The 26438-nt window shown below is 46.0% G+C and carries 27 protein-coding genes and 1 pseudogene; 11 read left to right on the top strand and 17 right to left on the bottom strand.

The features are described from left to right. Positions 1-27 precede the first annotated feature (27 nt). The 3 genes from HB364_RS03720 to HB364_RS03710 all read right to left on the bottom strand — a co-directional run bounded on the left by HB364_RS03720 (position 28) and on the right by HB364_RS03710 (position 2050). Complete coding sequence (locus tag HB364_RS03720; RefSeq protein ID WP_167286542.1) at positions 28-1200, bottom strand: anti-sigma factor family protein; 1173 nt, start codon at positions 1198-1200, stop codon at positions 28-30. A 1-nt stretch (position 1201) separates the two neighbouring features. Further along, positions 1202-1687 (bottom strand): RNA polymerase sigma factor, encoded by a 486-nt coding sequence (locus tag HB364_RS03715; RefSeq protein WP_167286541.1) that lies wholly within the window; start codon positions 1685-1687, stop codon positions 1202-1204. Between the two features lie 156 nt (positions 1688-1843). After that, positions 1844-2050: a hypothetical protein gene (locus tag HB364_RS03710; protein ID WP_167286540.1), complete on the bottom strand. Its 207-nt coding sequence runs from the start codon at positions 2048-2050 to the stop codon at positions 1844-1846. A gap of 555 nt (positions 2051-2605) precedes the next feature. Between HB364_RS03710 and kbl the strand changes: the two genes are divergently transcribed. Genes kbl through HB364_RS03695 form a run of 3 tightly spaced genes read left to right on the top strand, consistent with a single transcriptional unit; the run spans position 2606 to position 5414 of the window. After that, on the top strand, positions 2606-3793 hold the full coding sequence (gene kbl, locus HB364_RS03705) for a glycine C-acetyltransferase (RefSeq protein WP_167286539.1): 1188 nt from the start codon (positions 2606-2608) through the stop codon (positions 3791-3793). A gap of 41 nt (positions 3794-3834) precedes the next feature. Next, positions 3835-4869 (top strand): tetratricopeptide repeat protein, encoded by a 1035-nt coding sequence (locus HB364_RS03700; RefSeq protein ID WP_167286538.1) that lies wholly within the window; start codon positions 3835-3837, stop codon positions 4867-4869. Between the two features lie 14 nt (positions 4870-4883). Then, entirely contained in the window at positions 4884-5414 is a 531-nt protein-coding gene (locus HB364_RS03695; protein ID WP_167286537.1) for a DUF3267 domain-containing protein, read from the top strand. Positions 5415-5422: 8 nt separating this feature from the next. On the opposite strand, the gene HB364_RS03690 is transcribed toward HB364_RS03695, so the two are convergent. Then, complete coding sequence (locus HB364_RS03690; RefSeq protein ID WP_167286536.1) at positions 5423-5803, bottom strand: RidA family protein; 381 nt, start codon at positions 5801-5803, stop codon at positions 5423-5425. Between the two features lie 121 nt (positions 5804-5924). Here HB364_RS03690 and HB364_RS03685 point away from each other — a divergent pair, with 121 nt between their 5' ends. From HB364_RS03685 to HB364_RS03665, 5 genes are all read left to right on the top strand, one after another. Next, a complete protein-coding gene (locus tag HB364_RS03685; protein ID WP_167286535.1) occupies positions 5925-6554 on the top strand; it encodes a 3-hydroxyacyl-CoA dehydrogenase family protein in 630 nt (209 codons plus the stop codon). A 153-nt stretch (positions 6555-6707) separates the two neighbouring features. Then, positions 6708-7409 (top strand): tRNA (adenosine(37)-N6)-threonylcarbamoyltransferase complex dimerization subunit type 1 TsaB, encoded by a 702-nt coding sequence (gene tsaB, locus HB364_RS03680; RefSeq protein WP_167286534.1) that lies wholly within the window; start codon positions 6708-6710, stop codon positions 7407-7409. A 103-nt stretch (positions 7410-7512) separates the two neighbouring features. Then, positions 7513-7860: an ArsR/SmtB family transcription factor gene (locus HB364_RS03675; RefSeq protein ID WP_119052909.1), complete on the top strand. Its 348-nt coding sequence runs from the start codon at positions 7513-7515 to the stop codon at positions 7858-7860. A 90-nt stretch (positions 7861-7950) separates the two neighbouring features. Next, entirely contained in the window at positions 7951-9357 is a 1407-nt protein-coding gene (locus HB364_RS03670; RefSeq protein ID WP_167286533.1) for an MBL fold metallo-hydrolase, read from the top strand. Between the two features lie 110 nt (positions 9358-9467). Next, complete coding sequence (locus HB364_RS03665; protein WP_167286532.1) at positions 9468-9818, top strand: hypothetical protein; 351 nt, start codon at positions 9468-9470, stop codon at positions 9816-9818. Positions 9819-9824: 6 nt separating this feature from the next. On the opposite strand, the gene HB364_RS03660 is transcribed toward HB364_RS03665, so the two are convergent. Further along, on the bottom strand, positions 9825-11225 hold the full coding sequence (locus tag HB364_RS03660; protein WP_167286531.1) for a clostripain-related cysteine peptidase: 1401 nt from the start codon (positions 11223-11225) through the stop codon (positions 9825-9827). Here HB364_RS03660 and HB364_RS33630 point away from each other — a divergent pair. Then, a pseudogene (locus tag HB364_RS33630) lies at positions 11197-11397 on the top strand (hypothetical protein); the annotation flags it as partial. The gene HB364_RS03660 and the pseudogene HB364_RS33630 overlap by 29 nt on opposite strands. A gap of 270 nt (positions 11398-11667) precedes the next feature. Further along, entirely contained in the window at positions 11668-14250 is a 2583-nt protein-coding gene (locus HB364_RS33470; protein ID WP_317170667.1) for a sensor histidine kinase, read from the top strand. On the opposite strand, the gene HB364_RS03650 is transcribed toward HB364_RS33470, so the two are convergent. From HB364_RS03650 to HB364_RS03600, 11 genes are all read right to left on the bottom strand, one after another. Then, positions 14247-14909 (bottom strand): response regulator transcription factor, encoded by a 663-nt coding sequence (locus HB364_RS03650; protein WP_167286529.1) that lies wholly within the window; start codon positions 14907-14909, stop codon positions 14247-14249. The genes HB364_RS33470 and HB364_RS03650 overlap by 4 nt on opposite strands. 12 nt (positions 14910-14921) lie before the next feature. Continuing rightward, positions 14922-15572 (bottom strand): sensor histidine kinase, encoded by a 651-nt coding sequence (locus HB364_RS03645; protein WP_167286528.1) that lies wholly within the window; start codon positions 15570-15572, stop codon positions 14922-14924. A 184-nt stretch (positions 15573-15756) separates the two neighbouring features. Beyond that, positions 15757-16572 carry a sensor histidine kinase gene (locus HB364_RS03640; protein ID WP_167286527.1) on the bottom strand — a complete coding sequence of 272 codons (816 nt, stop codon included), beginning with the start codon at positions 16570-16572 and terminating at the stop codon, positions 15757-15759. Next, a complete protein-coding gene (locus tag HB364_RS03635; RefSeq protein ID WP_167286526.1) occupies positions 16548-17219 on the bottom strand; it encodes a hypothetical protein in 672 nt (223 codons plus the stop codon). Before HB364_RS03635 ends, HB364_RS03640 begins: the two co-directional genes overlap by 25 nt. Before the next feature lie 16 nt (positions 17220-17235). Next, on the bottom strand, positions 17236-17769 hold the full coding sequence (locus HB364_RS03630; protein WP_167286525.1) for a hypothetical protein: 534 nt from the start codon (positions 17767-17769) through the stop codon (positions 17236-17238). 242 nt (positions 17770-18011) lie between these two features. Then, entirely contained in the window at positions 18012-18908 is an 897-nt protein-coding gene (locus HB364_RS03625; RefSeq protein ID WP_167286524.1) for a lysophospholipid acyltransferase family protein, read from the bottom strand. A gap of 88 nt (positions 18909-18996) precedes the next feature. Continuing rightward, on the bottom strand, positions 18997-20451 hold the full coding sequence (locus tag HB364_RS03620; protein ID WP_167286523.1) for a RapZ C-terminal domain-containing protein: 1455 nt from the start codon (positions 20449-20451) through the stop codon (positions 18997-18999). A gap of 58 nt (positions 20452-20509) precedes the next feature. Beyond that, positions 20510-21235: a nucleotidyltransferase family protein gene (locus tag HB364_RS03615; RefSeq protein WP_167286522.1), complete on the bottom strand. Its 726-nt coding sequence runs from the start codon at positions 21233-21235 to the stop codon at positions 20510-20512. Positions 21236-21250: 15 nt separating this feature from the next. After that, positions 21251-22864, bottom strand: a complete 1614-nt coding sequence (nadB, locus tag HB364_RS03610) for an L-aspartate oxidase (protein ID WP_167286521.1) — start codon at positions 22862-22864, stop codon at positions 21251-21253. A gap of 56 nt (positions 22865-22920) precedes the next feature. Then, positions 22921-23712 (bottom strand): hypothetical protein, encoded by a 792-nt coding sequence (locus HB364_RS03605; RefSeq protein WP_167286520.1) that lies wholly within the window; start codon positions 23710-23712, stop codon positions 22921-22923. 30 nt (positions 23713-23742) lie between these two features. After that, on the bottom strand, positions 23743-24696 hold the full coding sequence (locus HB364_RS03600) for an aldose 1-epimerase (protein WP_167286519.1): 954 nt from the start codon (positions 24694-24696) through the stop codon (positions 23743-23745). A gap of 41 nt (positions 24697-24737) precedes the next feature. Here HB364_RS03600 and galK point away from each other — a divergent pair, with 41 nt between their 5' ends. Beyond that, complete coding sequence (gene galK, locus HB364_RS03595; RefSeq protein ID WP_167286518.1) at positions 24738-25883, top strand: galactokinase; 1146 nt, start codon at positions 24738-24740, stop codon at positions 25881-25883. A 49-nt stretch (positions 25884-25932) separates the two neighbouring features. On the opposite strand, the gene HB364_RS03590 is transcribed toward galK, so the two are convergent. Beyond that, positions 25933-26382 carry a GyrI-like domain-containing protein gene (locus tag HB364_RS03590; protein WP_167286517.1) on the bottom strand — a complete coding sequence of 150 codons (450 nt, stop codon included), beginning with the start codon at positions 26380-26382 and terminating at the stop codon, positions 25933-25935. Positions 26383-26438: the final 56 nt, after the last annotated feature.

Below are 26438 nucleotides of genomic sequence, written 5' to 3'. Positions count from 1 at the left end.
ACTTCAATGTTTACTTGTGTAATGGAACTATTTTAATGCGAATTCAAAACTGGCTATACGGATACTCGACTTTTCATTGTCGGGATCTGCATTGGTAGCTTTATCAAAAACGCGGGATACCTTTCTGAAGAAGCCGCGCATTTTGTTTTTCTTGTTATCATTGATGGGATAAGGTTCACCTGGGTTCTCTGGTTCAGGAATAACTGTGGGTTTTTGGGCAGTGGTTGGTATAGTAAGTGCTGCCAGGTCTCTTTCACTTAATACTTTATCTACAATAGCCTCTTTGGTTTGATCTGCCTTTAAGCCCGGATCAATACTTTTCCCTTCAATTGTTCTTTTCGGATCTGCCTTCACTACAGCTTCTGTATGTGGTACGTTTAGCACCTCAGGAATGTTACGCGGAGTCTCCTTATTTTTTTCATCTTTTTTATTAATACCTGCTACATCAACTGCTTTGGGGGATCTAACAGACACTGTTGTCGCCGGTTTTTGTTGATTGTCAGTTTGATTCTTCTTATCAGCAGTGATCGCTACATCCTGTTTTTGATCGGGGGTATTCTTTTGCTCTGCAATAACGGGCTGCTGTGTTTGCTCCTGTATTGGCTGTACGGGCGGTGTTGCTTTGCCGGAATCGTTGTAGGCAAATGAACTTTCCACATCAGGTGCATTGCCGGGATCATGGGTGGCTAAGTACCAGCCCATACTGCCTGTAAATAACAGCACGGCTGCTGCGGCGGCTATACGCCACCAGCGTATCCTTATTACCGGCGCTTTATCCTCTTCTTCCTTACGGTATAAAGCATATTTATCCGGGAATACGACCGATGTATCGGGCATGAGGCGTACCTGCTGGTATAGTTCAAAAGACTCCTGGTATTGGGGATGGCGGTATACAAATTGCTCTACCTGGTCTTTCTGTTCATTGGTCAGTTCGTCATCGCTATAGAGAATAAAGTATTCTTCGCAGTTGGTTTCATTGACCGGGTTAGGGTCTGTGGCCATCTTCAACAGGTCCTGTTTATGGTTGAAGGTGATGTGTTCATCAGCCGGCAATACCGATTGCTGCAGCATGATGAGTTCGGACCGGAGGTCTGGATTTTCTTCCACGAAAGCTTCCACTGCTTTGCGCTGGGCAATGTTCAGCTCATTGTCCACATACAGCAGGAAAAATTCTTCGTAATTGTGGCGTGTGATGTTCATGCTATAACACGTTTTCGGGTCTTACCAAATAGTTTTTTAACTGCACGCGGGCACGGTGTAGGTATACCTTTACCTGGCTTTCACTTAAACCGGTAATCTGCCCGATCTCTTCATACGAATAACCTTCATAATCTTTCAGCAATACCAGCGACCGCTGGGTTTCGTTCAGTTGGGCCAGGGCTTTTTCCAGCACCTGGCGGGCGTTGTTCAGAGGGCGGTCATGGATCCTGGCTTCTTCTTTGAACTCGTCTTTCAGGGTTACTCTTTTGGCTTTGCGTAGCACATCAATCATCTGGTGATAGGCCACGGTAAACAAATACTCCTTGCTTTTGGCGCCATCAATATTTGCCCGGTGGATCCACATTTTCTCGAATGCCGATTGTACCACATCCCTGGCATCTTCTTTATGGCGAAGACTTTTAAGGATAAAGCGGTACACGTTATCCGCGTACTCTGTGACACATTGGTTGTACTCTTTTTCGGTCATAAGGTTAGTCCAATCTCTTAAAGTGCTATAAGGTTGTATAATGGTTATACGTGGAAGGCATCCCGAATGTTACAGTCTTTTTTATTTTTTTGGGCAGAAAAAATAAAAAGAGGCTGTAAGGGGCCTCTTTTTTATTATAAAAGGATGATAATCAGGTTATCGTGCAGATGTCATCATGGCCCTGTTCAGGGCTTCAAGAATGATGAATTCTCCCTGGGCCTTGGGCTTTTCACATTGTCCCTGTGATTCACTACATACATTTTCTTCTGTTGTTTTGCCTGCACGGGTGGCGGCAAATACCAGTATCCCGGCTGTTAGTACAACCAGGATGAAAAATGCCCGTATGATACCTTTTTTGAACATAAGAAAGGCTCTTTGAATGATAAGACGAAGTTATGCGGAAAATGTTACAGGAATGGTAAAGAAATCTGAAAATTGGCTGTTCTAAGGGTTTACCGGCAAGAATACCCAATTGCGACTGGTCGCATTCCGCCCGTTCTGTAGTTCTTCTGTCTCCAGACTGTAGAAAATGTGCCTATGAGTCCTGCCCGACTGCTCTGCGACCTGTACCAGCATACCTGTTTCTGCCAGTATGAAATGAGGCTGTCTGCAGTACGTGAGGGTAGGGTAACCCGTAGGTAATCCCCGGATGATCCCTAGGTGATCCCAAGATAGCATTCTCCTTATGTTCTCTGTAGTTTCTCTGAATATTCTCTGTAAGTTCTCTGTAGCTATTGACATATATTAATTTTAATCATGTATTTCGGCTTACGCTTATCTATTTTAAAGGGGGTAAGCGTTATTTCAAACTGGTGTTTTATTAAGATGGCTGACCCCCAGGGCTATTTTTGAAAATTTCAAATAAACAGGTGCTCAAATTGCTATTTTTGTGCCCTTATCTAAAAAATTCCTCTTTCCATGAACGAAAATTTGGTCAAAAGACTGGCTGCAGAACTTGAAGAAATCAAGGCTTCCGGACTGTATAAAACGGAGCGCATTATTGAATCGCCCCAGGGGGCTGAGATGGTGGTGAATGGCAAAACAGTGCTGAATTTCTGCGCCAATAATTATCTCGGGTTATCTTCTCATCCAAAGGTGATTGAGGCTGCTAAAAAAGCTATTGATCACCGTGGTTATGGAATGAGCAGTGTGCGCTTTATCTGCGGTACGCAGGATATTCACAAGGAACTGGAAGCAAAGATCTCCCAATTCCTGGGCACAGAAGATACGATCTTATATGCAGCCGCCTTTGATGCCAATGGCGGTGTTTTTGAGCCCTTGTATAATGAACAGGATGCGCTTATTTCCGATGAACTGAACCATGCTTCGATTATTGACGGGGTACGCCTGTGTAAAGCGCAGCGCTACCGTTATAAGCACAATAATATGGACGACCTGGAGGCCAGGCTGCAGGAGGCGCAGGCGCAACGGAGCCGTATTATTATCACGGATGGTTCTTTTAGCATGGATGGTACGATTGCCCAGTTGGACAAGATTGTAGCGCTGGCTGAAAAGTATGATGCCGCTATTATGATTGATGAATGCCACTCCAGCGGATTCCTGGGTAAAACAGGCCGGGGTACACATGAGTACCGCGGCGTGATGGGGAAGATTGATATTATTACCGGTACGCTGGGTAAGGCGCTGGGCGGAGCATCGGGCGGGTTTACCAGCGGACGTAAAGAAGTGATTGAAATATTGCGCCAGCGCTCAAGGCCCTACCTGTTTTCCAATACCCTGGCGCCAAGTATTGTGGGGGCTTCCATCGCTGTGCTGGACCTGCTGACAGAAACTACCGACCTGCGGGATAAACTGGAATACAATACAAAGTATTTCCGTAGCAAGATGACTGCAGCCGGCTTTGATATTAAGCCCGGTGATCACCCTATTGTTCCTATTATGCTGTATGATGCAGTGGTGGCGCAGAATTTTGCGGCCAAATTGCTGGAAGAAGGCATTTACGTGATCGGCTTTTTCTTCCCTGTAGTAGCCAAAGGCATGGCCAGGATACGGGTACAGTTAAGCGCGGCCCATGAGCAGCATCACCTGGATAAAGCGATTGCCGCCTTTACGAAGATCGGGAATGAGCTGGGCGTATTGAAGTAATAGTTGTATTTTCCGGGCTACAAACCCCTAATAGCCCGATCATGGAAGAAATTCAAACACCTTCCACTGCAGCCTGTGCTAATTGTAATAGCCCTGCTGTGGTGGAAGGATATCCCACCCCGCTATGCCAGGAATGCCGGCAACAGTTCATTAAGTATCCTATTCCGCTCTGGATTAAAATATTTGCCGGCGCCATTGGCGTTGTAGTAGTATTTGCCCTTTTTTCTTTCCCTAAGAATCTTTCCCTGGGTCTGCAACTGGAGAAAGGAGTGAAGGCTGCCAAACAGCATAAATACCTTACAGCACAGCGTGAACTGACTGCTTTTACGAAAGCTAATCCCGGACATACAGAAGCACAGGGCTACCTGACGCTGGCCGCTTTTTATAATGGTGATTACCAAACCTTCGCAGATGTAGGCCAGAAGTTAGTTGGTCAGTCTATTGATAACAGCAGGTTGTTGAGTGACTTGAACTGGATTGGGGAGAGATTTGAAGAGTATTACCCGTCCGACTCCCTGAAGCTGTTGGTGGAGGCATATACGGGAGATCATAAGGCTGTTCCGGATACCGCTTACCAACGTTATTTACAACATCACTCCCAGGAAGTGTATGCCCTGTTCAGCTATGCCAGTAGTTTGTACGACCAGGACCAGTATACTGCATGCGATAGTGTATTGGCATTGATCCTTGCGAAAGATGAGTCTTACCTGCCGGCACTGAGAATGCGTGCGGGTGTTCAAAGGGAACTGGGCAACTGGGACGCTTCTGTAAAGAATTGCGATCTTATCCTGGATATTAATAAAGAGGCGGCTTATGCCATTGCTTCCAAGGCAAGAACATGCCTGAAGCAACATAAGGATAAAGAGGGGTTGCAACTGGCCCTGGAAAGCGTGAAGATGGATAAAGACGATGGATACTGCGCCTGTACCCTTGCACTTGCTTATCATTTTAATGGGCAGATTACCGAAAGGGATGCACAGATGCGCATCATGCAAAGTGCCGGCAATGCAGGTATGAAAGAATATGCGCAATATGCGCTGGATATTATTAGCAAAAAAGAGCCATTCAGAAACTGAAAAAACCTTGTTGTATGTTCATTCCTGGTATTGTTATTTCCCTCGTCACATTTCCCGGTGTTATTGTGCATGAGCTGGCGCATCAGTTGTTTTGCCGGTGGTATAAAGTGCCTGTTTTCAAAGTGGTGTATTTCCAGATGGCAAACCCGGTTGGTTATGTGTTGCATGAGGCGCCTGCCAATAAATGGCATAGTATTATGATCAGTATCGGTCCTTTTATCGTGAATACGATCCTTGGCGGCCTGATAGCACTTCCTGCGGCCATCCCCGTATTTACTTTGGATAAAGCGGGGCCGCTGGACTATTTGCTGATCTACCTGGGCGTTTCTATTGCCATGCATGCTTTTCCCAGCACTGGCGATGCCAATGTGATATGGGAGGTTGTAAAAGATAAGCACACCAACCGCCTGGTGAAACTGGTCGGGTATCCTGTGGTAGGACTTATTTATCTCGGTTCGCTGGGCAGCTTTTTCTGGCTCGACCTGGCTTATGGGATTGGTGTGGCTATCGGTATTCCTAAACTGATTATTTCGTTCCTGCTCTAAGCTGTTGCTTAGCGCCCCGCGATCATACTGATCTCCACATTCACATTTTTGGGCAAGCCTTTTACGGCCACAGTTTCACGGGCAGGGAAGTCGTTCTGAAAATATTTGCCATATACTTCATTTACAGCAGCAAATAACGACATATCACTGAGGAAGATGGTTGTCTTTACCACATGGCTGAAATCCATCCCCGCCTCTGCCAGTACGGCTTTGAGGTTGTGCATGACCTGGTGTGTTTCGCCGATTACATCAATGGCTTCTATGTTGCCGGTAGCGGGATTGATGGCTATCTGGCCGGAAATGAATAATAAGCCGCCGATCTGAACAGCCTGGTTATAGGGGCCGATGGGGGCGGGTGCATTGCTGGTATTGATGATCTTTTTTTCCATAGCTCAAAAATACAGGAAGTTTCGTGTTTGAAGTTCCGCGTTTCATGGTTGAAGTTCCGCATTTCGTGTTTGCCGATTGCCGATTCAGGATAAGGGCTTACTTTGTGTAAATTTTCTGTCCATGATTATTGCCATACTGGCCGATGATGTGTTAAAAGAGGAGTGGCTTTCCAAAGAAGCGCCGGAAGAGGTTGAATTTGTATGGGTGGATTCCGTGCGCTCGCTGATGATGACGGAAGCTGATGCCCGCTTCGACCTGCTGTTCACCACTGATCCGGAAAGGATGGAGCGGTTGAAACCGGCTGACGGCAAGCCATTGTTTGTGAATGCAGTGGCCTGGACAGGAAAAGTAATTGGTCAACAGTTTATTCGCATCAATGCCTGGCCTTCATTATTACGCCGACCCATAATTGAAGTTGCCCTTACCGATGCGAAGCAGGCAGAAGCTGTGCGGTCTGTTTTTGATGCGTTGCAATGGCGTTTCCAACTGGTGCCGGATGAGTGTGGCATGATTACGCCGCGGGTGCTGGCGATGATCGTTAATGAAGCTTATTATACGTTGGGTGCAGGCGTGAGTACAAAGGAAGAGATTGACATAGCCATGAAGCTGGGCACCAATTATCCCATGGGGCCTTTTGAGTGGAGTGCTGTTATTGGTCTTGTGCCTATCGGGCTATTGTTAAAAGAGCTGGGCAGAACAAACGGCCGTTATGCGCCGGCGCCGGTGCTGGAACAGGAGTTGGCCGGCTAACCGGGGGTAGTTGGGTATTATTGATGACAAATGGGTATTATTCGCGACAATACCAACCCTTTCGATTGATTTTTATGTATTTATTATAGGACGGCATCATAGCAACAAACCGGGCATGCGATTGCCGTCAAACACCGACTATTCGCGTTAACAATGGGGCTTATATTGAATATTGATACAGCTACTGAAAATGCCAGTATTTGCGTGGCACGGGATGGCATGGCAATTGCGACTATGGTAAACCGTGAACAGAAGGACCATGCAGGATGGATCCAGCCGGCTATTGCCCGGTTGATGCAGGAGGCTGGTTTTGCGATGCAACAACTGCAAGCCGTGGCTGTTACAGAAGGCCCGGGTTCTTATACAGGCTTGCGTGTGGGGATGGCCACTGCTAAGGGATTGTGCTATGCGCTTCATATTCCGCTGATTACAGAAAGTACGCTAAAAGTGATAGCTTATGCAACGCGGGAGGCTATTGGGTTGTCAACGGGCGAACCTCATCTGTTGCCAACTTTGATCTGTCCTATGATTGATGCGCGCAGGATGGAAGTGTTCACTGCCGTCTATAATATGGACTTGGAGGCAGTTATTCCGGGTGGTGCGCGTATTTTAGACAATAATTCTTTTAACAAAGAGTTAGAGAATAATCGTTTAATTTTCTGCGGAAATGGCAGTGTTAAGTGGAAACCCCTATGTGGTAAGCATTCAAATGCAGTGTTTTATGAAGGGGATGGATATACGGCAGCTCACCTTGGATTGCTGTCTGAGCAAAGGTTTCAGCAGGAGATATGGGCAGACCTTGCGTATGCGGAACCCGCCTATCTCAAGGAATTCTACTCTCATATAAAAAATTGACCTAAGTGAAACTTTTATGGGTCTTTAATTCACATAGTATTTTTTTTCTTGTAAATTTGGCACTCGCTTATCCTATTAAATTTTTAAAAGCTCTGATGTGCACATGAACGTAACAAGCAACTACTCCATGGTGCTGAATGCAGACGGCGTACATGGGGATTCCGTAAAGGTTGACTTCCTAAACCTGAAAAAGGCCGCAATGATCCTGCGGGCGCTCAACCACAAGTTGCGCCAACAGATCCTAAAGCTCATAGATGAGCAAAAGCGCCTCACCGTCACTGAAATTTATGTTCGGCTCCGGCTGGAACAATCAGTAGCCTCACAACACCTGGCGATCTTACGCCGGGCTGGTATTGTGAAGACAGAGCGGGATGGCAAGTTCATCTATTATTCTGTGAACAGTGCCCGTGTGGCACACATCATGGAATGCGTAGAGGATCTGAATAGCTGATCATCCGGTTTAACCTTTTGATAATCTGCTTATAAAGCAGGACATGGCCTCCATGTTCTGCTTTTTGCTTTTTAGGGTTAACTTTGCTCCATGTTTATAAAACAATTATATACAGGCTGTTTAAGTGAAGCCGCCTATTACATTGAAAGTAATGGGGAAGCGGCTATTATTGATCCGCTGCGGGATATTGACGCTTACCTGGAGCTGGCAACAGAAAGAAAAGCTTCTATCAAATACATTTTTGAAACACATTTCCATGCCGACTTTGTAAGCGGGCACCTGGACCTGCAGAAGGCTACCGGGGCACCGATCGTATATGGCCCTGCCACGGAAACCAATTTCCCGATCCACCTGGCCAAGGATGGCGAGCTGTTCAGGTTAGGAGCCCTGACTATTGAGGTGTTACATACGCCGGGCCACACGGTGGAGTCTACCTGTTACCTGCTGCGTGATGAGCACGATATGCCACATGCGTTATTTACAGGCGACACGCTGTTTGTGGGTGATGTAGGTCGCCCCGACCTGAGCAGCGGTAACCTTACCAAAGAGGAACTGGCTTCTATGTTGTATGATTCCCTGCAACAAAAGGTTGCTACCCTGCCCGACTCCGTTATAGTATATCCCGCCCATGGCGCCGGCAGCAGTTGCGGTAAGAACTTGGGTCCGGAAACTTATAGTACGATCGGCGAGCAGAAACAAACGAATTATGCCTTACAGCCACAGACACGTGAAGATTTTATTAAGGCGGTAACAGATGGTCTGGGCCTGCCTCCTCAATATTTTCCGATCAATGCCCGCATTAATAAGGAAGGGTATGATAGCCTGGAAGGAATACTGAATAAAGGACTAACACCCCTTTCAATAGCAGCATTCAAGGAATGGATGCAGCAGGAAGAGGTAATTGTGTTGGATACACGCAAAGCGGCTGAGTTTACCCAGGGATTCGTTCCCGGTTCCATCAGCATTGGCCTGGAAGGGCGTTTTGCCGAATGGGCGGGTAGCTTGCTGCCTTTTGACAAACCAATTGTATTGGTTACGGAAGCCGGTCAGGAACAGGAAAGCGTAGTGCGCCTGGCGCGGGTAGGCTTTTCGCAGATGGAGGGCTACCTGGAAGGGGGGCTGGAAGCCTGGAAAGCTGCCGGCGAAGCCATTGACCTGATCATTGATGTGGAAGCCGATGAACTGGCCATGGACCTGCCCTTTGACAAAAACCTGGTAGTGGTAGATGTGCGCCGGGAAACAGAATTTGCCGACGGGCATGTGGCCGGCGCTGTGAATATTCCCCTGAATGAGATGACCGATCCCGGTTCGATGGCCAATATACAGGAGAACCAGAACCTGTATGTGCATTGCGCCGGTGGTTACCGCAGTGTGATCGCAGCCTCCCTGCTGAAGCGTCAGGGCATTCATAACCTGCGCAATGTAGTGGGTGGCTGGGGTGTTATCAAAGACCAGAAAGGGATTGATGTGGTGAAGGAGAATAGTGTGTTGAATTAAGGATAGGGGAAATACACCCATAAATATTCCGTTTTTATCTCCCCTGCCGGTATATGGTTAAACGCATACATTCGTCGTAAATAATTGTTTTAATCCTAAAAACATGTTTTATGACGAAAAGAGATACGACAACAGCGGGGATACCTTTTTTCCCTTCATCAAGCGCTGATACATTTTCCCTCGATATTACAAGAGTGGGGGTTACTTCTGTCCGTAAGGATCAGGGCGCCAGTGTTGCGGTAAAATTCGACATTGAGAAGACTAAGGTCCCTGCCGGAGGAGCCGGACCAGGTGACGAAGATCTTAAGATTGCAACATTTCCTTTAATCGAGGATGACAGTGGCGCTTTATTCATTGACCCTGCTAATATACGGATCAGGTTTACGCCCCCTCCTACAGTAGATGCGGGTACTGCTACTATTCAGATTGAGTTTGTTGTTCCTGGCGTAGAAATATCTTAATGAATTTTAAATGATGAAGGGGAAGTGATAGTATGTATCAATAAACTCGTCCCACGTGGAGTTGTCCAAAAACCTGTTCGTTACGCCTGCTTCTCTTTCAGGGAGATAAAAGGTATCCATAAATAGGCGTATAAATTGATCGGCTACACTTTCTCTTCTACTATTAGGAAAAAAGATGGAAAATCCCTGCGGGCATATTGAATCTCCTGCAGTGGGAACGCATAAGATAGGAGGATGCAGTTTTGCAACCACCACCTCTTTGGTATTTGTCACAAAGTTTATCAGATCATTCAACTTATCAATTAACTCCTGTTTACCGGCTGCTAACGGAAGAAGTGATTTGCAAAAATGGATCATGTCTATAATCCCAAAGGTAGGGCCCGACACTTTCCTGCATTTTAATCTTGCTGCTCTTATTAAGTTGTATAGTTCTTTTGATTTATGGTCTATAAAGTAAGTTGCAATGGTGTTTATTTTTGTATTTACCTGTTCGTATTGCTGCAGGTTATTTATTGATAAGGAAGCGGTATCAAATGCCTGGAGTGGGGTTTGATAGATATCTATAAATTGTCTTCTTATTACGGGGTCTTTATAGCGAAGATCAAAGTCGTTTACTATGCTGGTTGATAATGTTTCCATTGATAACGGATCGGCAGGAGTATCCTGGTGTAGTTTTTTGAACAACTTATTATAATCAGGCCCAAAGAAAAATTGAAAGTTCTCCGATCCGGCCAGGTAATTCACATTTTCACTAAGAAAATAACCAGTTTCCAGCATTTGCATATAGCAATTCATCGAATAGAACAGGTCAATTTTCTTGCCTGCGCTTCCGAATGTTTTACCAATCAGATCATTTAATACTTTTACAGTAAGTACTTTGAAAGACTCCTGGACTGCGTTAGCACTAAAGTTATTAAGGAATAAATTATTTCTGTTAAGATGCCTGGTAAAGTTTTCGTTTATCGTGTCAAATCCCATTTGTATTATCCCGCTGGAATGCATAAGATTTGTATGCCTTACCATGCCCGGAGGAATGTCGTTGTCTCTTAGGGTTCCTTCGCTGAAAAAACCGAACCCTGCACCATGCCCCCAGGTAATGAGAATATGGCGGTCGGAATCAGTTTTCAGGGAACAGGAACTAAAGAAGTCAGTCAGACAGGTCCCTTCTGTATGAAAGTCATTGGCGTCTACGCGGGGTTGCTGCACTATTTGGAGTTTCCCCTGCTGATCGGGGGTGGCCGTTAGAATATCTGCAAGCTTTTCTTCATGATAATACTTGAAAATATAATAATTTACAGTAGAAGTATCGGTTTGATCTTTTATTGCATTTAGCAATTCCTCAAAAGCTTGTTTATGACCATCCTGGAATTGGGCAATTATGGAAACAGTCCATTTAACGTTACTCATGAAAGTTAGTATATTAGGTTTAATTATTTTTTGGGAGGTGGTATTATCCTCCTATGCCTATGCGCAGGATCAGCAATTGGTAAGCTTTATAAAGATAGATAATATTAAGGGACTTTCCAGCCCTAATGTAAGGCGAATAATAAAGGATAAATATGGATTTGTCTGGATAGCTACTCAAGATGGGGTTAATCATTTTGATGGTTCTGGTTTTATTCAGTTTAATGGAAATTCAAGTGTGCGTGATCGTATCACAACCGGTACGGATTTTCATGATATAATAGCGGATGATGAAAGGAATACCATTTGGGCAGCCAGCTCGAATGGCGCAGTGAACGTAATTGATGTTGTTTCATGTAAGGTAATTAGGAAGTATGCTCTGCACCGGACCGTAAAGAGCGGACCTGCCTTGTGGTACAGGTGCATGTTCAAAAGGGGTAATTATGTGTTTATAGGAACCCAACAAGGGTTTGTTTTTCAAATTGACCTAACCACAGGCAATGTTGCGAGGTACTTTGATGTGACTTCTCTGATAGGGAAAAGAGCCATTATTGACAAGCTATATGTTGACAGTAATGACCGGGTTTGGGTGTTTGTCCGGCAGGAAGGTGTTTATTTATTAGATAGCAAGTCCGGGAGTTTAGCCAATGTTGTTTCTACGGATATTGTCAGGAAAGGGGATACGGCTGGTAATATTATTTATACCGCCGCTATGGAATACGATGGTGATAATATCCTTGTAGGTTCCAATTATGGAATTATGTGCCTGAGCATTATTAATCGTTCCCTTTCTGTAAACACTCCAATATTGAAAGAGATGCCCGGGTTCCTTTCCGGGTCAGAAACGTTTGCTTTAGAAAAAGACGGAACATTCTTATATATTTCAAATAGTAATGGCGTATTTAAGTATGATCCAGGACTGAAGAAATATACGAGAATTGTTGCCGCTTCCGGTTATGACGACAGGCATTGGTTTACTAATGTGTATAATCTTTTTTATGATAAAAATCAATTATGGCTGGGCAATCAGCAGGGGGTGGCCTGGGTAAGAAATTTAGGGTCGCCCTATATCGCTTACCGGTCTTCTTCTGATGGAACTAATGTAAAGATTGATCACTCTTACCAGTTATTTGCTTTAAGTGATTCTTCTGTTATTTCCTGTGCTTCAGATGGCTTGTACCGGGTGAATACGAATAATGGTAATATTACAATACTCGATAAAAGTCAGGCATATTACCAGGTAATTAAAATAAAGGACGGACCTGTTATTGCTTCAGGAGAAAAGAGGATGATGTGCTTTAAGGATGGTATTGCAAGAGAAGCTGTTTTGTGCTACCCCGAATTGAATAAACTTGATAACGATTTTATTATTGCTTCGATAGTTTACAAGGATTCTCTTGTGTTTATGGCCAGTGAAAATAAAAAGGGTATATATGTGTGGGATGTTAAAGGGGGACGTATAAAGGTAATTAATGACACAACTGCTCCTATAAGACTTAGAAACCTGAGTATTAACTCATTTTATATTGATGAGAACAACAAGCTGTGGATCATCGGCGATGATTTGATAAGTATATATGATTTTCAACGTGAAAAGATAGAATATAAATATATCAGGGACCCCATTACTATGGAACCGCTTAGTATTTTAATGGACCTGTGTCCCTATAAAGACAAGTATATTATGGCCGTGTACGGGTATGGAGTAGTGGTGATGAATAAAAAGTTTGGCATTGATTATACACTTTCATCTGCTGATGGTGTTTTGAATACCGGTTTGTATAAAACGTATGTATTGAATGATTCAATTGTTGTTTGTAGTAGTAACAACGGACTATATTTATGTAATTTACATAAACGAAAGGCGGTAAAGGTAAGCGAGATCGAAGGCCTTCATTCAAATAGTTTTGATGAAACAAGTGGGAGTAAGATTGGAACAAATATTTATCTGGGAGGATTAGGGGGATTTACGGGAATCAATAGTTTGAAGTATGAAAAGAATACTGAAAGACCTGCGTGCTATTTCTTAGATGTGAAGGTGAAAGCTGTTGAATATGTCCGCGATACTTTTGATCTATTTCTGAAAGAGATCACCGTACCACAAGACTATACACAACTTATTGTTGGTTTTTCCGGTCTGTATTTATCGGCCCCGGAAAAACAGACTTTTTTTTATAGGATAAAGGAACTACATAGTGAATGGTTAAGTCTTGGCAATCAAAACTCATTGTCGCTTACCGGTGTTTCGCCTGGTAAATATGTTCTTGAGGTGAAGTCTGTTAGTGAGGCTTTAACGGAATCTGAGCCTATCAGTCTTTCACTCATCTTCCTTCCCAAATGGTACCAAACCTGGTGGTTTAAAACGATGATCGCTCTGTTGCTGATGGGCATACTATACAGCCTGTACCGGTACCGGCTGGCGCAGATCAGGAAGGAGCAACAGATCCGGCAACGTATTGCCAGCGACCTGCACGATGACATTGGCAGCACCCTGAACAGCGTAAAGGTATTTACCAACCTGGCCCTGATGAAGCCGGAGAATAATATCACCTACCTGCAACAATTGAAGGAAGGCGTACAAAACGCTATCGTAGGCGTACGGGACATGGTATGGGTATTGGATGATAAACAGGATACCCTGGGGCACCTCCTGGAACGGATCGAACTGTTTATTAGTCCCCTGGCTTCCGCGCAGGACATTCGATTTGAAAAGACCCTGGATGCACCCCTGGCATATATCCTGCTCAAGAAAGAAGAAAAACGGAACCTCTACCTGATCATTAAGGAAGCCTTGAACAACAGCATTAAATATGCGTCAGCCACTACTTTGCAACTGATTGTTGAAAAGGTATCCCATGACAGGTATGTCATCACGATCCGGGACGATGGAAAAGGATTTGATATGGACCTGATCCAGAAAGGAAATGGATTGAATAACCTGCAGTACAGGGCCCAACAAATAAAATACGCTATTGAGATTGATAGTGTGCCCGGGAAAGGCACCACTATCATCCTTACCAGGCCCTAAACCTGGAAGATACCGTTGCGTATGGCATACAACACCAGCCCCACCCTTGTTTTGGCATTCAGCTTATCAAATAAAGCATCCCGGTAGCCATCAATGGTGCGGGGGCTCAGGTGCATTTTATCGGCAATTTCACGATAGGTGAGCTCCGTACAGGCCAGCTTCAGGAACTCTATCTCCCGGTCGTTAAGGGAAATAAGTGGTTTGATGCTGTAGTTATCATCTTCGAGGTTGTTGAGCGCATGGATCATTTTGCCAGTCACCATCTCCGAATAGTAATACCCTTTGCTGATAACAGAGTCCAGGGCGCATTTGAATTCCTTGGGTTCTGTTTCTTTGAGTATGTAGCCGCGGGCGCCGTTTTTCAACATGCGGATGATGGATTGCTCATTGTCATACATGGAAAGCGCCAGCACCCGCACGTCGGGATGGTGCTGTTTTAACCACAGGGTCGTTTCAAAACCATCCATTTCCGGCATATTAATGTCCATCAGTACCAGATCGGGCACCGTATTTTTTTTAAGCTGCTCAATGAAATGCCTGCCATTGTTTGCTTCCAGCAGCACAGCATAGCCGTCGAAGTTTTTTACCATACTGGCCAGTCCATTGCGTAGTAAGATATGATCGTCAATAAGCGCTACATGGGTTTTGGTCTCTTGCATAATAATGCCGGTTTAGTAGTTTGAAAATGGAAATATGATATGGATGGTCGTTTCATGGTTGCCGGGATGGTCAATATGCACACTGGCGCCAATGAGCGCCGAACGGTTATAGATCATTTGCAGGCGCGTATCTTCCAGGTTATCCTGCTGCTCTTCCGTGTGCTGCATGGTGTTGAATAGTTTGATGTTTAGTGTATCCGGTTGGCATTGGACCTGGATGGATATGAATGAATTGTTATCCTGCTCCAGGAAATACCTGATCCCCTCCTGCACCATCCGGAAAAGCATCAGCTCTTTTTCTTTATCCAATGCCCCTATATTACCGGTTACCGTTAATAACGGATCACCTGCCCTTTCTTTGGGCAGAAAGCCAAGTTCATGGTCCAGCGATTTGAGTAAGCCGATCCGGCTGACATGATCTGCATCAAGGTGTTTGGCCAGGTTGCGCAGGTCTTTAATCGCTTTGCCTATGAGTTGGTTACTGTTAAACGTTTTTTGAGCTACTTCTTCAGGCTTTGAAAAATCCAGGGTCCCTAAATGTAATTTAGCCAGACTTAGTATTTGGCCAATATTATCATGAATTTCCTGTACGATATTCTTTAGTGCCTGTTCTTGTATTTCAAGCTTCGTTTTGATAATCTCATGTTCGTGTATGATCCCCATTTCTTTTTCATTTGATACGAAAAGACGCTTGGTGTAATTTACTGAATTGGCTACAGGTTTGATCTATGTCATATAAAAACCGTGTTTTTTGGCGCGAAATACGAGAAAAACACCTTAGCTATAATAAGCTGAAATACGCGATGGTACAATGAACCTACATAGTTCCATGTAGAAGGGCTGATCATCAGCTATTGCCGGAGGCGCCTGCTGTGAGTGGCAGTACGAGGGTAACGGTGGTGCCGGCGCCCAGGGTGCTGGCGATGGTAAAATCGGCGCCGATAAGGTTGGCCCGCTTGTGCATGTTACGGATGCCCAGCCCAAATTTGCTGTTTTCCCCGGCATTGAGCGGGGTAAGGTCAAAGCCCGAACCATTATCATTGATGGATATACTAAAAGCATGCGGTTCATAGGTCAGTAAAACAAGGATGGAATTAGCCCTGGCGTGTTTAATGATGTTGTTAATGACTTCCTGGATGATGCGGAAGATGATGAGCTCTTTTTGGGCCTCCAGTTTAATGGGCAGGCCATTGGTTTGCAGGCTGGCTGTGAACTCCCCGCTTTTACGGATAAGCTCCAGTTCATAGCCTATGGCTTGAGTGAGGCCCATTTCTGAAACATAATCGGTGTTAAGGCTTTTGGAAATGTCGCGCAGGTCCTGGATGGCTTTCCCGATGAGCCCCTTGGAGTCATCAATTTTCTGCTGCAACTGATCGGGTTTGGCAATGTCCATGGTGCCCAGGTTGAGCTTGGCAAGACTTAATACCTGCCCTATATTATCATGAATTTCCTGTGAAATGGTTTGGAGGGTTTGCTCCTGTATTTCAAGCTGGGATTGCAGGAGGATCTGCTGAAACCCGGTTTGAAGGTCTTCCTTCTCTTTCAGGAAGCCCTGGTGCCGCTTCTGGTATATGACAATGAATATGATGATGAATGAGATGATCAGCAGCGTGAACAACGTGCCTAAAATAATAGCAATTATATCGTGTGAGAGGTTTGGCATCTGAATCCTGTTGAAAAGGCAATACACATGGGCACGAACATAATGTTATGAAAAGTCCATAATGATGAAACGTGTGGATCTTTGCTCAGGGTAAGGAACTTAAAACTAAGAAAAATAAAGAAGCACCCGGCATAGTATACAAAAAGTCCGCTCACAAACCAGAACGATCTCGTGGTAGTGATTTTGGCGATATCCGGTTTTTTCAATTTAGCATAGTAGTATAATATACACCAGGTACAAATGAACAAAGCGGTAAGGCTATAACTGTAGCTGTTAAATGCATTGTCCTGGCCATCAAAATAGATGAAGGCGAGTATGATGAGAGACAGGATGCCGATGATGATGCGGGCCTTGAGGTGATTGGCCGGCGAAATATAAGACTTCCATTTACTAAGGAAGTACAGGCTGAGCGTAATGAAAGAAAGAAGGCAATTGGTTTTGTACAGGTAGATGTTTGTAAGACCACAATTGCAATGCATGATGACCTTGGCCCAGGTATTCAGGCTTAACTGGATGAACAGGAAAATGACGATATAAATATGCTCCCCCAGCCGTTTTTCTTTGCGGAATAAGGCAAAGAAAAGCGCCGCCAGGGGAGCAATGATGTCCAAATGAATGGCAATGGTATGTAATAGATTTTTACTCAATCGGTTTACTGATCGGTTATCTTGTGGGAACGGGCTTCACACTGGGGGTAAATGCAGTAGCCTTTTTACCGGCTAATTTAGGTATTCTGGTCTTCCCCAGACAGTGAAAAGATAAAACAGGCTCCATTCCATCGTGGGTCATTTCTGCTTCAAGGTCTGCCAGTACCTGGTTCATCATTACGTCCTGCTCGTGTTCGTCTCTGCCTATCATTTCAAATTCGTTCTGATCCACCAAAGGCAACAGGTCGCTTTTTGCCATGGAGAACCTGGGCACCAGCTCCAGTTGGCTTGGTGTGATGGGAGGAGGAGTAAGATCGCACTTCCAGCCTGGAGGAACGGGACAGCCTTCTTCACCATCAGGCAGTATGTCCTGGCTGCGGATGGGTTCGCCTCCATCGTCATACGCCTGCACATAAATGTACATATACGCTTCTTTGTGTGGTTTTTTGATAAGGTTGACGAGCGAAAAAACAACTGTTGCACAACCGGGTCTGTTGATCAGTTTCAATAGCCGTTCGCGGTTAAATGCGTAAGTCAATGGAGTAGCCATAGATTGAAAATTTAAATGTGAATGAATGAAGTTGCTGCGCCGAAGGTAGTGGGCAAAGCATGCCTGCCGGTTCAGATAAAACACCGTTTTATTGGCCTTTATTCATCCTTTAAACAGGGAGTAAACACGGTAGAAATACCCGGTTTTCACCTTATATGGGGAGGGTGTTATACCGATTGAATATGTGCCGCAGAGTCCCCTGCGGGAGACTCTGCGGGGAATCTTAAATAGTTCGGGAAAGCTTATGGCAGCGGTTCCTGCCCGATCCACATTTTGCTGTATTCAGGTTTCCAGTCATGTTTCCATCTTCTATGGCTCCAGAGCCACATGTCGGGATGCTGGCGGATGGCTTTTTCGAGGAAGGCGATGTAGCGGCGGGTAAGTTCGCCTTCGGGCAGTTCGCGTGGATTGTCGGCCCCCACTTCGAGGTAGGCCCGGTAATAACCACGTTTTACCTTGTACAGTTGAACGAAAACGACCGGTATGTCCCCGACGCGGGCGCCGCTTTCCGGTCCCCGTACAAAAGGGGTAGGACGGCCAAAGAAGTTTAACCAGTAGGCTTTGGATACATCGCCCGGCGCCTGGTCGGCTACCAGCGCCAGCATGTATTGGGTATTGCGGTAGGGAACAATCGCATTGCGCATGTCGGTAGCAGGTAACATGACCGATCCTGTCCTGGTACGCAGGTGCCTGAACAGCCTTTCCATAGCCTTATTCTTAATAGGCATATACACTACTATAAAAGTATAGGAAGTGTAAAAGGGCATGACCACATTCGCGATCTCCCAGTTGAAATTATGGCCCAGGTGAAGCTGGCATTTACGGCCTTCCTGGTAAAAAGCCGGGAATGGGTCGCTGTCTAATTTGAGATGATTAGTAATAAATTGCCGGCTGGCAGAGAGTAGCTTAAGGGTTTCAATGAAGTTATCTGTAAAGTTCCGGTAGAATTTTTTGCCAATGGCCCTGCGCTCCTGTTCGGTTTTCTCCGGGAAGGCAATGCGCAGGTTATCCAGCACCACTTTTTTCCGGTAGCCAATCACATGCCATGTCAGTGCCGCCAGGAAGTCGGACAGCAGGTACAACACCGGCATGGGCAACAGCGATAACAGGTACAGCGGAATGTAAACGAGGTAATACATGTTTAACGCACTATAGTTCCTTAATAAACACGTAAAGCTATAAATGGTTGAATGTGTCAGTGGTGAATTGTGACTCACCACTTACTGCTCACCCGTTTATCCAATTCTTCGCATCCTGGATATGGTGCCTGAGCTGGATCTTTACTTTGAATTTGTTGCGCAGGTGGCGTGCCAGGGCATCTGCCGCATATACACTGCGGTGTTGTCCGCCTGTGCAGCCAAAGTTGATCATGAGGCTTTCGAAGCCACGGCGTATATAGTCTTCCACGACAATATCTACAATATCGAATACACTGTTGAGGTATTCGGGCATACGGGTCTGTTGTTCCAGGAAATCTTGCACCGGTTTATCACGCCCGGTCTGGGTCTTAAACTCTTCCAGCCGGCCCGGATTGAGGATGCCCCTGCAATCAAAAACAAACCCACCGCCATTCTCACTGGGATCCGGCGGTATGCCGCCTTTCTTGTAAGAGAAACTGCTGATATGTACTACCAATGGGGTTTCTTCTGTAGCAGTAAGCGGAGTAAAGCGTTCTATGATATCATCTCCCACACAGATCTCCAGCACTCTCCTGAATTCCGGGACAGCTATGCCGATGCTTTGGTTCTCGATAAACCATTGCAGGTTATAGAGCGCCTGCGGAATACTGGTGAGGAACTGGGCTTTGCGTTCAAACAAGCCACGGAAGCCGTAAGCACCCAATACCTGTAAGAGGCGTATCAGCACATAACCATTGTACTGGCTTTTGAAGATGGCCCTGTCGAGCGGCTGGCCAATGATGGATTCAAAAGAATCCATGTAGTCGTTCAGCAGACTGTCTTTCCAGTCATCTGGCAAGTTGGCGCGCGCCTGCCAGATCATACTGGCGGCATCATATTGCGGTGCTCCCCGCATACCTCCCTGGTAGTCTATAAAGTGAACAGTGTTATCGGGTTTTACGAGGATATTGCGACTTTGAAAGTCGCGGAACATAAAGTATTTGTATTCGGTAAAAGTGAGGTAGGTGCTCAGTGCTTCAAAATCATCAATGAGCTTCTGCTTGTCGTAAGGCTTGCGCAAAGCATCGAGGAAGTAATACTTAAAGTATAAGAGATCGGCCATGATCGCCTGCTTGCCAAACTCCTGGTTGGTAAGGCAGCGGGTATAGTCGAGTCCCTCATGCCCTTTTACCTGCAGCAGGGCCAGTTGATGCAGGCTGTTGCGGAAAAGCTCATACACAGCATCACACAATCCTTCTCCTTCCAGCCGGTTCAATAAAGAAATGTCTCCGAAATCTTCCTGCAGGTAAATGGTCTTATCCTCATTGATGGCCAGTATCTGGGGTACCGGCAATTCTTTTTCCCGGAAGTGCCTGGAGAAATAAAGGAAGGTTTCATTTTCCGGGATATTGTTGCCATAGGTAGCAATGAAAGTTTTGTTGCTGGTATGGATACGGAAGTAGCGCCTGTCGGAACCTGATTGTGGCAGTACTTCTACCCGGTCACAGGGTTGGCCGTTCAGGGAAGCATATAGGTCTTTGATGGATTCTATAATGGATTGCATGTAGGTTGGTATGGAAGGTAAAAATAATGTTTGCAGGAGCGATGACAAAATAAGTTACCTATGGAAACAGGTCTTCTGCGATGGCCACTGCTTCCGGTTTCCCGACATCAATGAATTTGGAATAGCTATGGTCAAAACCTTTGATGGTGTGCTCCCTGGCCAGTTGCAGGTATACATCCACAATGGAGAATTTGCCTTCCTGTGTGATCAAGGGGAAAAGGGCTGGCTCTATAATGTGAACACCGCTGAAAGCTTTGGGTATAAGGGGTGTAGCCGACCGGCTGATCTTTTCTTCCCCTGTTTTGGTATTGCGCCATCCGCACAAGGTATTGCATTCATCGAATAAAAAGTAACGGGAGGTAACCCGGTTAGTGATAGCCAGTGTAGCCAATGGCGCTTCCAGTTGATGAAAATGTATCATGGCTTCCAGGTCAAAGTCGGTGAGAATATCCACATTGATGATAACTACCGGCGTCTGGCCAAATAAGTGGGCTGCTTTTTTAAGACCGCCGCCGGTTTCCAATACGGCATCTGTTTCATCACTGATGGTGATCTGGCTGCCCCATCCTTTATTTTGCTGAATGGCCTGGGTGATCTGGCCGGCAAAATGATGCACATTCACTATGACCTTATCAATACCATATTGCTGCAGGTATTCAATGTTCCGTTGTAAAAGACTTTTGCCATTGATAACTGCCAATGCCTTGGGATGTTGGTCGGTCCATGGCTTGAACCGTGTGCCCAGCCCTGCGGCAAAGATCATCCCCTGCGTTATGGTATTCATAGTTGTATAACGTATTTACAGCACAATATTTTGTACCAACTCACTCTTTTGCGGGTAATCTGTATTGAAATGCAGGCCACGGCTTTCTTCCCGGAAGTTGGCGCATTTGACAATGAGGTAACTGACGGTGATCATATTGCGCAATTCACAAAGCTGTGGTGATAAGGTAGTGGTTTGGTACAGTGCTTCCGTTTCTTCCCACAGGAGGTCCAGCCTTTTCAGGGCGCGGGCCAAACGGGTATTGGTACGAACAATGCCCACATAATCACTCATGATCTGTTGTACCTCTTTCAGGCTTTGGGTAATAAGGATCATTTCTTTCGGCTTTGTGGTGCCGGCAGCATTCCAGTCGGGAACAGCCCCCCCCTGGCCCCCCCCGGTAGACTCTTTCGTTTGTAGTTTTTGCGTGGCATCCATGAAGCTGCGATGGGAGAATACCATGGCTTCCAGCAGTGAATTGCTGGCAAGGCGGTTGGCGCCATGCAATCCTGTACTGGCACATTCTCCGGCTGCATACAGGTTCTTGATGGAGGTGCGGCCCCATTCATCAGTTTTGATACCGCCACAGCTATAGTGGGCTGCAGGCGCTACGGGTATCAGGTGCTTTGTTACATCAATCCCAATGGATTTGCATTTTTCATAGATGTTGGGAAAGTGTTCTGTGAATTTCTCCAGGGGAATATGCCGCACATCGAGGTACACATGCTCGGTACCGGTGATCTTCATTTCACTATCTATGGCGCGGGCTACAATATCACGGGGAGCCAGGTCCTTCCGGCTGTCATAGCGTTCCATAAAGGCCTCGCCATTCTTATTGCGCAGGATACCGCCATCGCCGCGCACGGCTTCCGTGATGAGGAACGACTGGCCACGCACGCCGGGTTCATAGAGGGCGGTGGGATGGAATTGAATGAATTCCATGTTCTCAATACGGCCTTTGGCGCGGTATACCATGGCCACCCCATCGCCGGTGGCAATATAAGGATTGGTAGTGGAGCGATACACCTGCCCGTTGCCACCAGTGGCCAGCAAGGTAATGTTGGCCAGTATTTTTTCGATCTGGTTGGTTTCCCGGTTCAATACATACACACCATAGCATTCGATATCGGGGGTAGATTTGGTAATGAGGTAGCCAAGGTGGTGCTGGGTGATGAGGTCTACCACAAAGCAATGCTTGATCACTTCAATGTTCTTATAGCTGTTGAGGGCTTCCAGCAAGGCCCGTTCCATTTCACGGCCGGTTACATCTTTGTGGTGAAGGATACGGAATTCGCTGTGACCACCTTCTTTACCCAGTTTATAATCGCCATCCGCTTCCTTGTCGAAGCGTGCGCCCCAGTCAATGATCTCGCGGATGCGGTCTACCCCTTCTTTCACGACTATTTCCACCACGGCTTTATTACAAAGTCCGTCTCCGGCAACCAGCGTGTCTTCAATATGTTTATCGAAACTATCTTTTTCAAAATCAGTAACTCCTGCAATGCCTCCCTGGGCGTACTTGGTATTGGTTTCATCGGCCTGCGTTTTGGTGATCACCAATACTTTTTTATCCGGGAATTGCTGGGCGGCTTTCAACGCAAAAGTGAGGCCGGCAATACCGGAGCCTATTACTAAGAAATCTGTTTGCATATTGTGCGGTTAGAATCGCCAAAATTATGGAAAAGGGAGAAGTCCGAAGCCTGATCTCAATATTCCAGTGTGTAAGAAAATTTGTCCGGGGTTTCCAGCAATTCCAGCAGGTTATACCGCATGGTAGCGGTTTTCTTGTCCGCAGATAATGTGATGAGGGGATTATCTGCTTTCTTTACCGGGCGGGGCAGTTTAATGGTAGTGGTATATAAGATCTCCATGCCGGAGGTGCTGAGTTGTTTTATCTGGGCCATCTCCGGGCGTGCGGTGAGGGCTTTGAATTTCTCGTTGTTTATTTTTTTGCTGATCAGCCCGTTCTTAACAGTCACGTCGTAGATATTGGCAATGTCCTGCATGTCGGGCTCTTTGGCTTCATCTATGATCAGCGAGGTATCAGTTGCCGGATTTTTATCGCCGCCAAAAAACCTTTTAAATACGTCGGCCAATCCGGCGCCGCTGTTACCTTGTCCGGCCATCAGCTTCTGTAGGTTATCATAGCCTGAATAAGGAAAGTTCAGGTCCATTTTGAAGAGCTTCCGCTTAATGTCCATCTGCATCTTCATGGTGCCGTTGGCCATCAGTGCTTTTTGTTCTGCAGTCATGTCCTTGGCAGAGTCCAGCATATCTTTCAGGCGGATGACCGTATCAATGCCTTTATCCAGACCTTCCTTACTCAGTTCTTCTTCTCCTGCAAACGATTGCATCATTTCAAGAAGCTGGCCCATGTCCATTTTGGTAAGATAGGTGCCGCTGCCATCTTCATTGATCACGATCTCTTCATTCACTTCATAACAGCTTACCAGGAAACCGAGCAGCACAAGGACAAGGATATACCTCAGGCATTTCATAATCACTATTTTGGGGGCAAAATACTCGTTTTATTCCACACTCAACTGGTACCGTACGTTAAAAGTAGCCGTCTGGCCGGGTTCCAGCAAAGTTAGGCCCATACCGTTGTTAAAGCAATCCGGCGCACCGCTGAGGTTCTCAATGGCAATGCTTTTACGGTGGCCGGGGGTATAGATCTGCAGGTAGCTATAATTATCATCGGGATACAATGATAAAGTAAGTCCGTTGTGCGGATTGCGCAGGATACAGGAGGAAGCATCTGGCTGTATATCCAGCATAAAACAATTATCCAATTCCCGGCTGCCAAGCAGGGCAGGCTCTCTGAAAGCGATATTGGGCAGCAGCTTTCCGGTCGGGATCAGGTAGTTATCAAACTCCAGCATGGCAGGGCCGTTGAACTGCAATTCATAGTCATCGATAGAACCGCCCAGGGTAAAGTAAGGATGCCAGCCGTCGGCAATGGGAAGGTTCCCTTCTTCCCTGCTCCTGACGATGGTTTGTAGCTGTAGTAGCCAGCCGGGATAAAGGGTATAGCGCACCTCACAACTGTAATTGAAGGGATAACCCGGATCTTCGGCGTGGTAATGATAATACAGGGTGGCTGAAGCAAACTGATCATTGGCCGCCTGGTGCAGTAACCCGAATGGTTTATCGGCCAAAAGCCCATGAATGGCGGTACCATCCATGAATTTCCGGCTGAACGCAAAGTCCTGGCCTGCAAAATTGTATTTACCGCCGGCGATACGACATACAAAAGGAGAAAGCTTGGCGCTTTTGTAGGAGGTGGTAAGTCCCTGCTCAATATCCGGCTTACCGGAATAGTTGTCAACGACATTAAAGCTTTTTCCCTGAAGGGGAATTTCAAAGGCATGCAGGAGGGCCCCATAATCAGGTAAAATAGCTACCATTGCTCCTGTTGCATTATCTTGCAGCCGCAATAACGATAGGTCGTTGATCTTGTCATTGTCAATAGCAAAACGCATACTCCAGTTAATAGAAAACTAAAATTAATTTTTTTGTAGATATGGTCGCAGAACAATTACGCCGGCAATTCCAGGAGAGATATAATAAGAACCCGATGATTATTGCCGCTCCGGGCCGTGTGAACCTGATAGGAGAGCATACAGATTATAATGAAGGTTTTGTATTGCCTGCCGCAGTAGACAAAAAGATGTATGTGGCGATGGCAGAGAATAATTCAGGTACTATTCATGTATATGCCAACCAGTTTAATGAAACCCATTCCTTTTCCCTCGAAGGCATACAGCCGGTGGATGGCTGGGTGAATTATTTACTGGGGGTAACATATCATATCCAGGACCGGGGGAAAACCATCCGTGGGGTGGATGTGATCATTGATGGTGATGTGCCCGTGGGAGCCGGTATGAGCTCTTCCGCCGCCCTGACCTCAGCCTATGGGTTTGCCTTGAATGAAATATTTGGCCTCGGCTTCAGCCGGATGGACCTGGCTTTTATCGGACAAAAAACAGAGCACACTTTTGTGGGTGTGAAGTGCGGTATTATGGATCAGTTTGCCAGCCTGCACGGTAAGAAAGGGCATGTAATGAAACTGGACTGCCGCAGCCTGGAGTATGAATATATCCCGTTCGATTTCCCGGATTATAAGATCGTATTGGTAAATAGCATGGTAAGCCATTCACTGGCAGGCTCTGAATACAATGTACGGAGGCAGCAATGTGAAGAAGGCGTGGCCATCCTTAAAAAGCATTACCCGGACATCAATTCTCTGCGTGATGTGAGCATAGAGGTATTGAGCTTACATAAACAGGAACTGCCTGCTATTGTGTATGACCGCTGCTGGTATGTGGTGAGTGAAAAGGAGCGCCTGACAAAAGGTTGTGCTGCTTTACAAAAAGGCGACCTGACCACTTTTGGCCAGATGATGAATGCCACGCACCAGGGCCTCAGCAAACAATACAGTGTAAGTTGTACGGAGCTGGACTTCCTGGCCGAGCGTGCCGGTTTTATTGAAGGAGTAGCTGGCTCACGGATGATGGGTGGCGGCTTCGGCGGCTGCACCATCAATATTGTAAAGAGTGAAGCTGTAACCGATTTTACCAATAAGATACAGCAGTCCTTCAACCAGTTGTTCAAAGTGGTGCCGCATGTGTATGTAACACAGATTGAAGACGGCGCTAAAGCGATATAAGAAGAGGGAGCGGTTAAGCTCCCTTTTTTCATAGCTATCGTTAACATATTTAGAGCACGCCCATTTGTACCTGGGTCACATTGTATTCCGGCTGCTGAAAGTCAATATTGAGGTACACTTCCCTGCATTCCTCATTCATGGGTATTTTATTGGCGTCAATATGCTGCATGATCTCCTGGTAGGTGTTGGTCAGGGAGCTCCAGGTGCCTTCGTGGGTATGGGTCACTGCCTTAAAAGGTTGTAATTGTTTGATAGCGAAGCGGGAAGATTCAAGATGCCCCTGGATGGGAATGGCAATATCGAGCGTGAAAACGGTATCCGGCTTGCCATCGGCGCCATGATAGATCCAGATGGGGGCGCCGCTGATGAGTACATTGTGCTGAACAGCTTCCGCATATAGCTCCTTTACAACGTTTCCTACGAACTGGCTTAATTGTGGTATCGTGGTCTGATGCCGGCTATACAGAATGGTGACCGGGGGATGTGTTTTGACATACATAAGAGGTTGATTTGTTTATACAAAGCAACTATCGGGTAGTGACAGCCCTATGTCAG

Origin of the sequence: Paraflavitalea devenefica (genome assembly GCF_011759375.1) — a bacterium.
In the GTDB taxonomy this organism is placed as follows: domain Bacteria; phylum Bacteroidota; class Bacteroidia; order Chitinophagales; family Chitinophagaceae; genus Paraflavitalea; species Paraflavitalea devenefica.
Note: the sequence above shows the minus strand (reverse complement) of the source record. Positions and strands in the feature narration are given on the sequence as shown.

Coding starts and splice junctions, on each gene's coding strand:
- galK (WP_167286518.1), top strand. CDS start 24,738: ATGGTCGCAGAACAATTACGCCGGCAATTCCAGGAGAGATATAATAAG.
- HB364_RS03715 (WP_167286541.1), bottom strand. CDS start 1,687: ATGACCGAAAAAGAGTACAACCAATGTGTCACAGAGTACGCGGATAAC.
- HB364_RS03695 (WP_167286537.1), top strand. CDS start 4,884: ATGTTCATTCCTGGTATTGTTATTTCCCTCGTCACATTTCCCGGTGTT.
- HB364_RS03640 (WP_167286527.1), bottom strand. CDS start 16,572: ATGCCAAACCTCTCACACGATATAATTGCTATTATTTTAGGCACGTTG.
- HB364_RS03660 (WP_167286531.1), bottom strand. CDS start 11,225: ATGAGTAACGTTAAATGGACTGTTTCCATAATTGCCCAATTCCAGGAT.
- HB364_RS03645 (WP_167286528.1), bottom strand. CDS start 15,572: ATGGGGATCATACACGAACATGAGATTATCAAAACGAAGCTTGAAATA.
- HB364_RS03600 (WP_167286519.1), bottom strand. CDS start 24,696: ATGCGTTTTGCTATTGACAATGACAAGATCAACGACCTATCGTTATTG.
- nadB (WP_167286521.1), bottom strand. CDS start 22,864: ATGCAAACAGATTTCTTAGTAATAGGCTCCGGTATTGCCGGCCTCACT.
- HB364_RS03615 (WP_167286522.1), bottom strand. CDS start 21,235: ATGAATACCATAACGCAGGGGATGATCTTTGCCGCAGGGCTGGGCACA.
- HB364_RS03625 (WP_167286524.1), bottom strand. CDS start 18,908: ATGTATTACCTCGTTTACATTCCGCTGTACCTGTTATCGCTGTTGCCC.
- HB364_RS03620 (WP_167286523.1), bottom strand. CDS start 20,451: ATGCAATCCATTATAGAATCCATCAAAGACCTATATGCTTCCCTGAAC.
- HB364_RS03685 (WP_167286535.1), top strand. CDS start 5,925: ATGATTATTGCCATACTGGCCGATGATGTGTTAAAAGAGGAGTGGCTT.
- HB364_RS03650 (WP_167286529.1), bottom strand. CDS start 14,909: ATGCAAGAGACCAAAACCCATGTAGCGCTTATTGACGATCATATCTTA.
- HB364_RS03710 (WP_167286540.1), bottom strand. CDS start 2,050: ATGTTCAAAAAAGGTATCATACGGGCATTTTTCATCCTGGTTGTACTA.
- HB364_RS03690 (WP_167286536.1), bottom strand. CDS start 5,803: ATGGAAAAAAAGATCATCAATACCAGCAATGCACCCGCCCCCATCGGC.
- HB364_RS03670 (WP_167286533.1), top strand. CDS start 7,951: ATGTTTATAAAACAATTATATACAGGCTGTTTAAGTGAAGCCGCCTAT.
- HB364_RS03630 (WP_167286525.1), bottom strand. CDS start 17,769: ATGGCTACTCCATTGACTTACGCATTTAACCGCGAACGGCTATTGAAA.
- HB364_RS03675 (WP_119052909.1), top strand. CDS start 7,513: ATGAACGTAACAAGCAACTACTCCATGGTGCTGAATGCAGACGGCGTA.
- kbl (WP_167286539.1), top strand. CDS start 2,606: ATGAACGAAAATTTGGTCAAAAGACTGGCTGCAGAACTTGAAGAAATC.
- HB364_RS03665 (WP_167286532.1), top strand. CDS start 9,468: ATGACGAAAAGAGATACGACAACAGCGGGGATACCTTTTTTCCCTTCA.
- HB364_RS03605 (WP_167286520.1), bottom strand. CDS start 23,712: ATGAAATGCCTGAGGTATATCCTTGTCCTTGTGCTGCTCGGTTTCCTG.
- HB364_RS03590 (WP_167286517.1), bottom strand. CDS start 26,382: ATGTATGTCAAAACACATCCCCCGGTCACCATTCTGTATAGCCGGCAT.
- tsaB (WP_167286534.1), top strand. CDS start 6,708: ATGGGGCTTATATTGAATATTGATACAGCTACTGAAAATGCCAGTATT.
- HB364_RS03720 (WP_167286542.1), bottom strand. CDS start 1,200: ATGAACATCACACGCCACAATTACGAAGAATTTTTCCTGCTGTATGTG.
- HB364_RS03700 (WP_167286538.1), top strand. CDS start 3,835: ATGGAAGAAATTCAAACACCTTCCACTGCAGCCTGTGCTAATTGTAAT.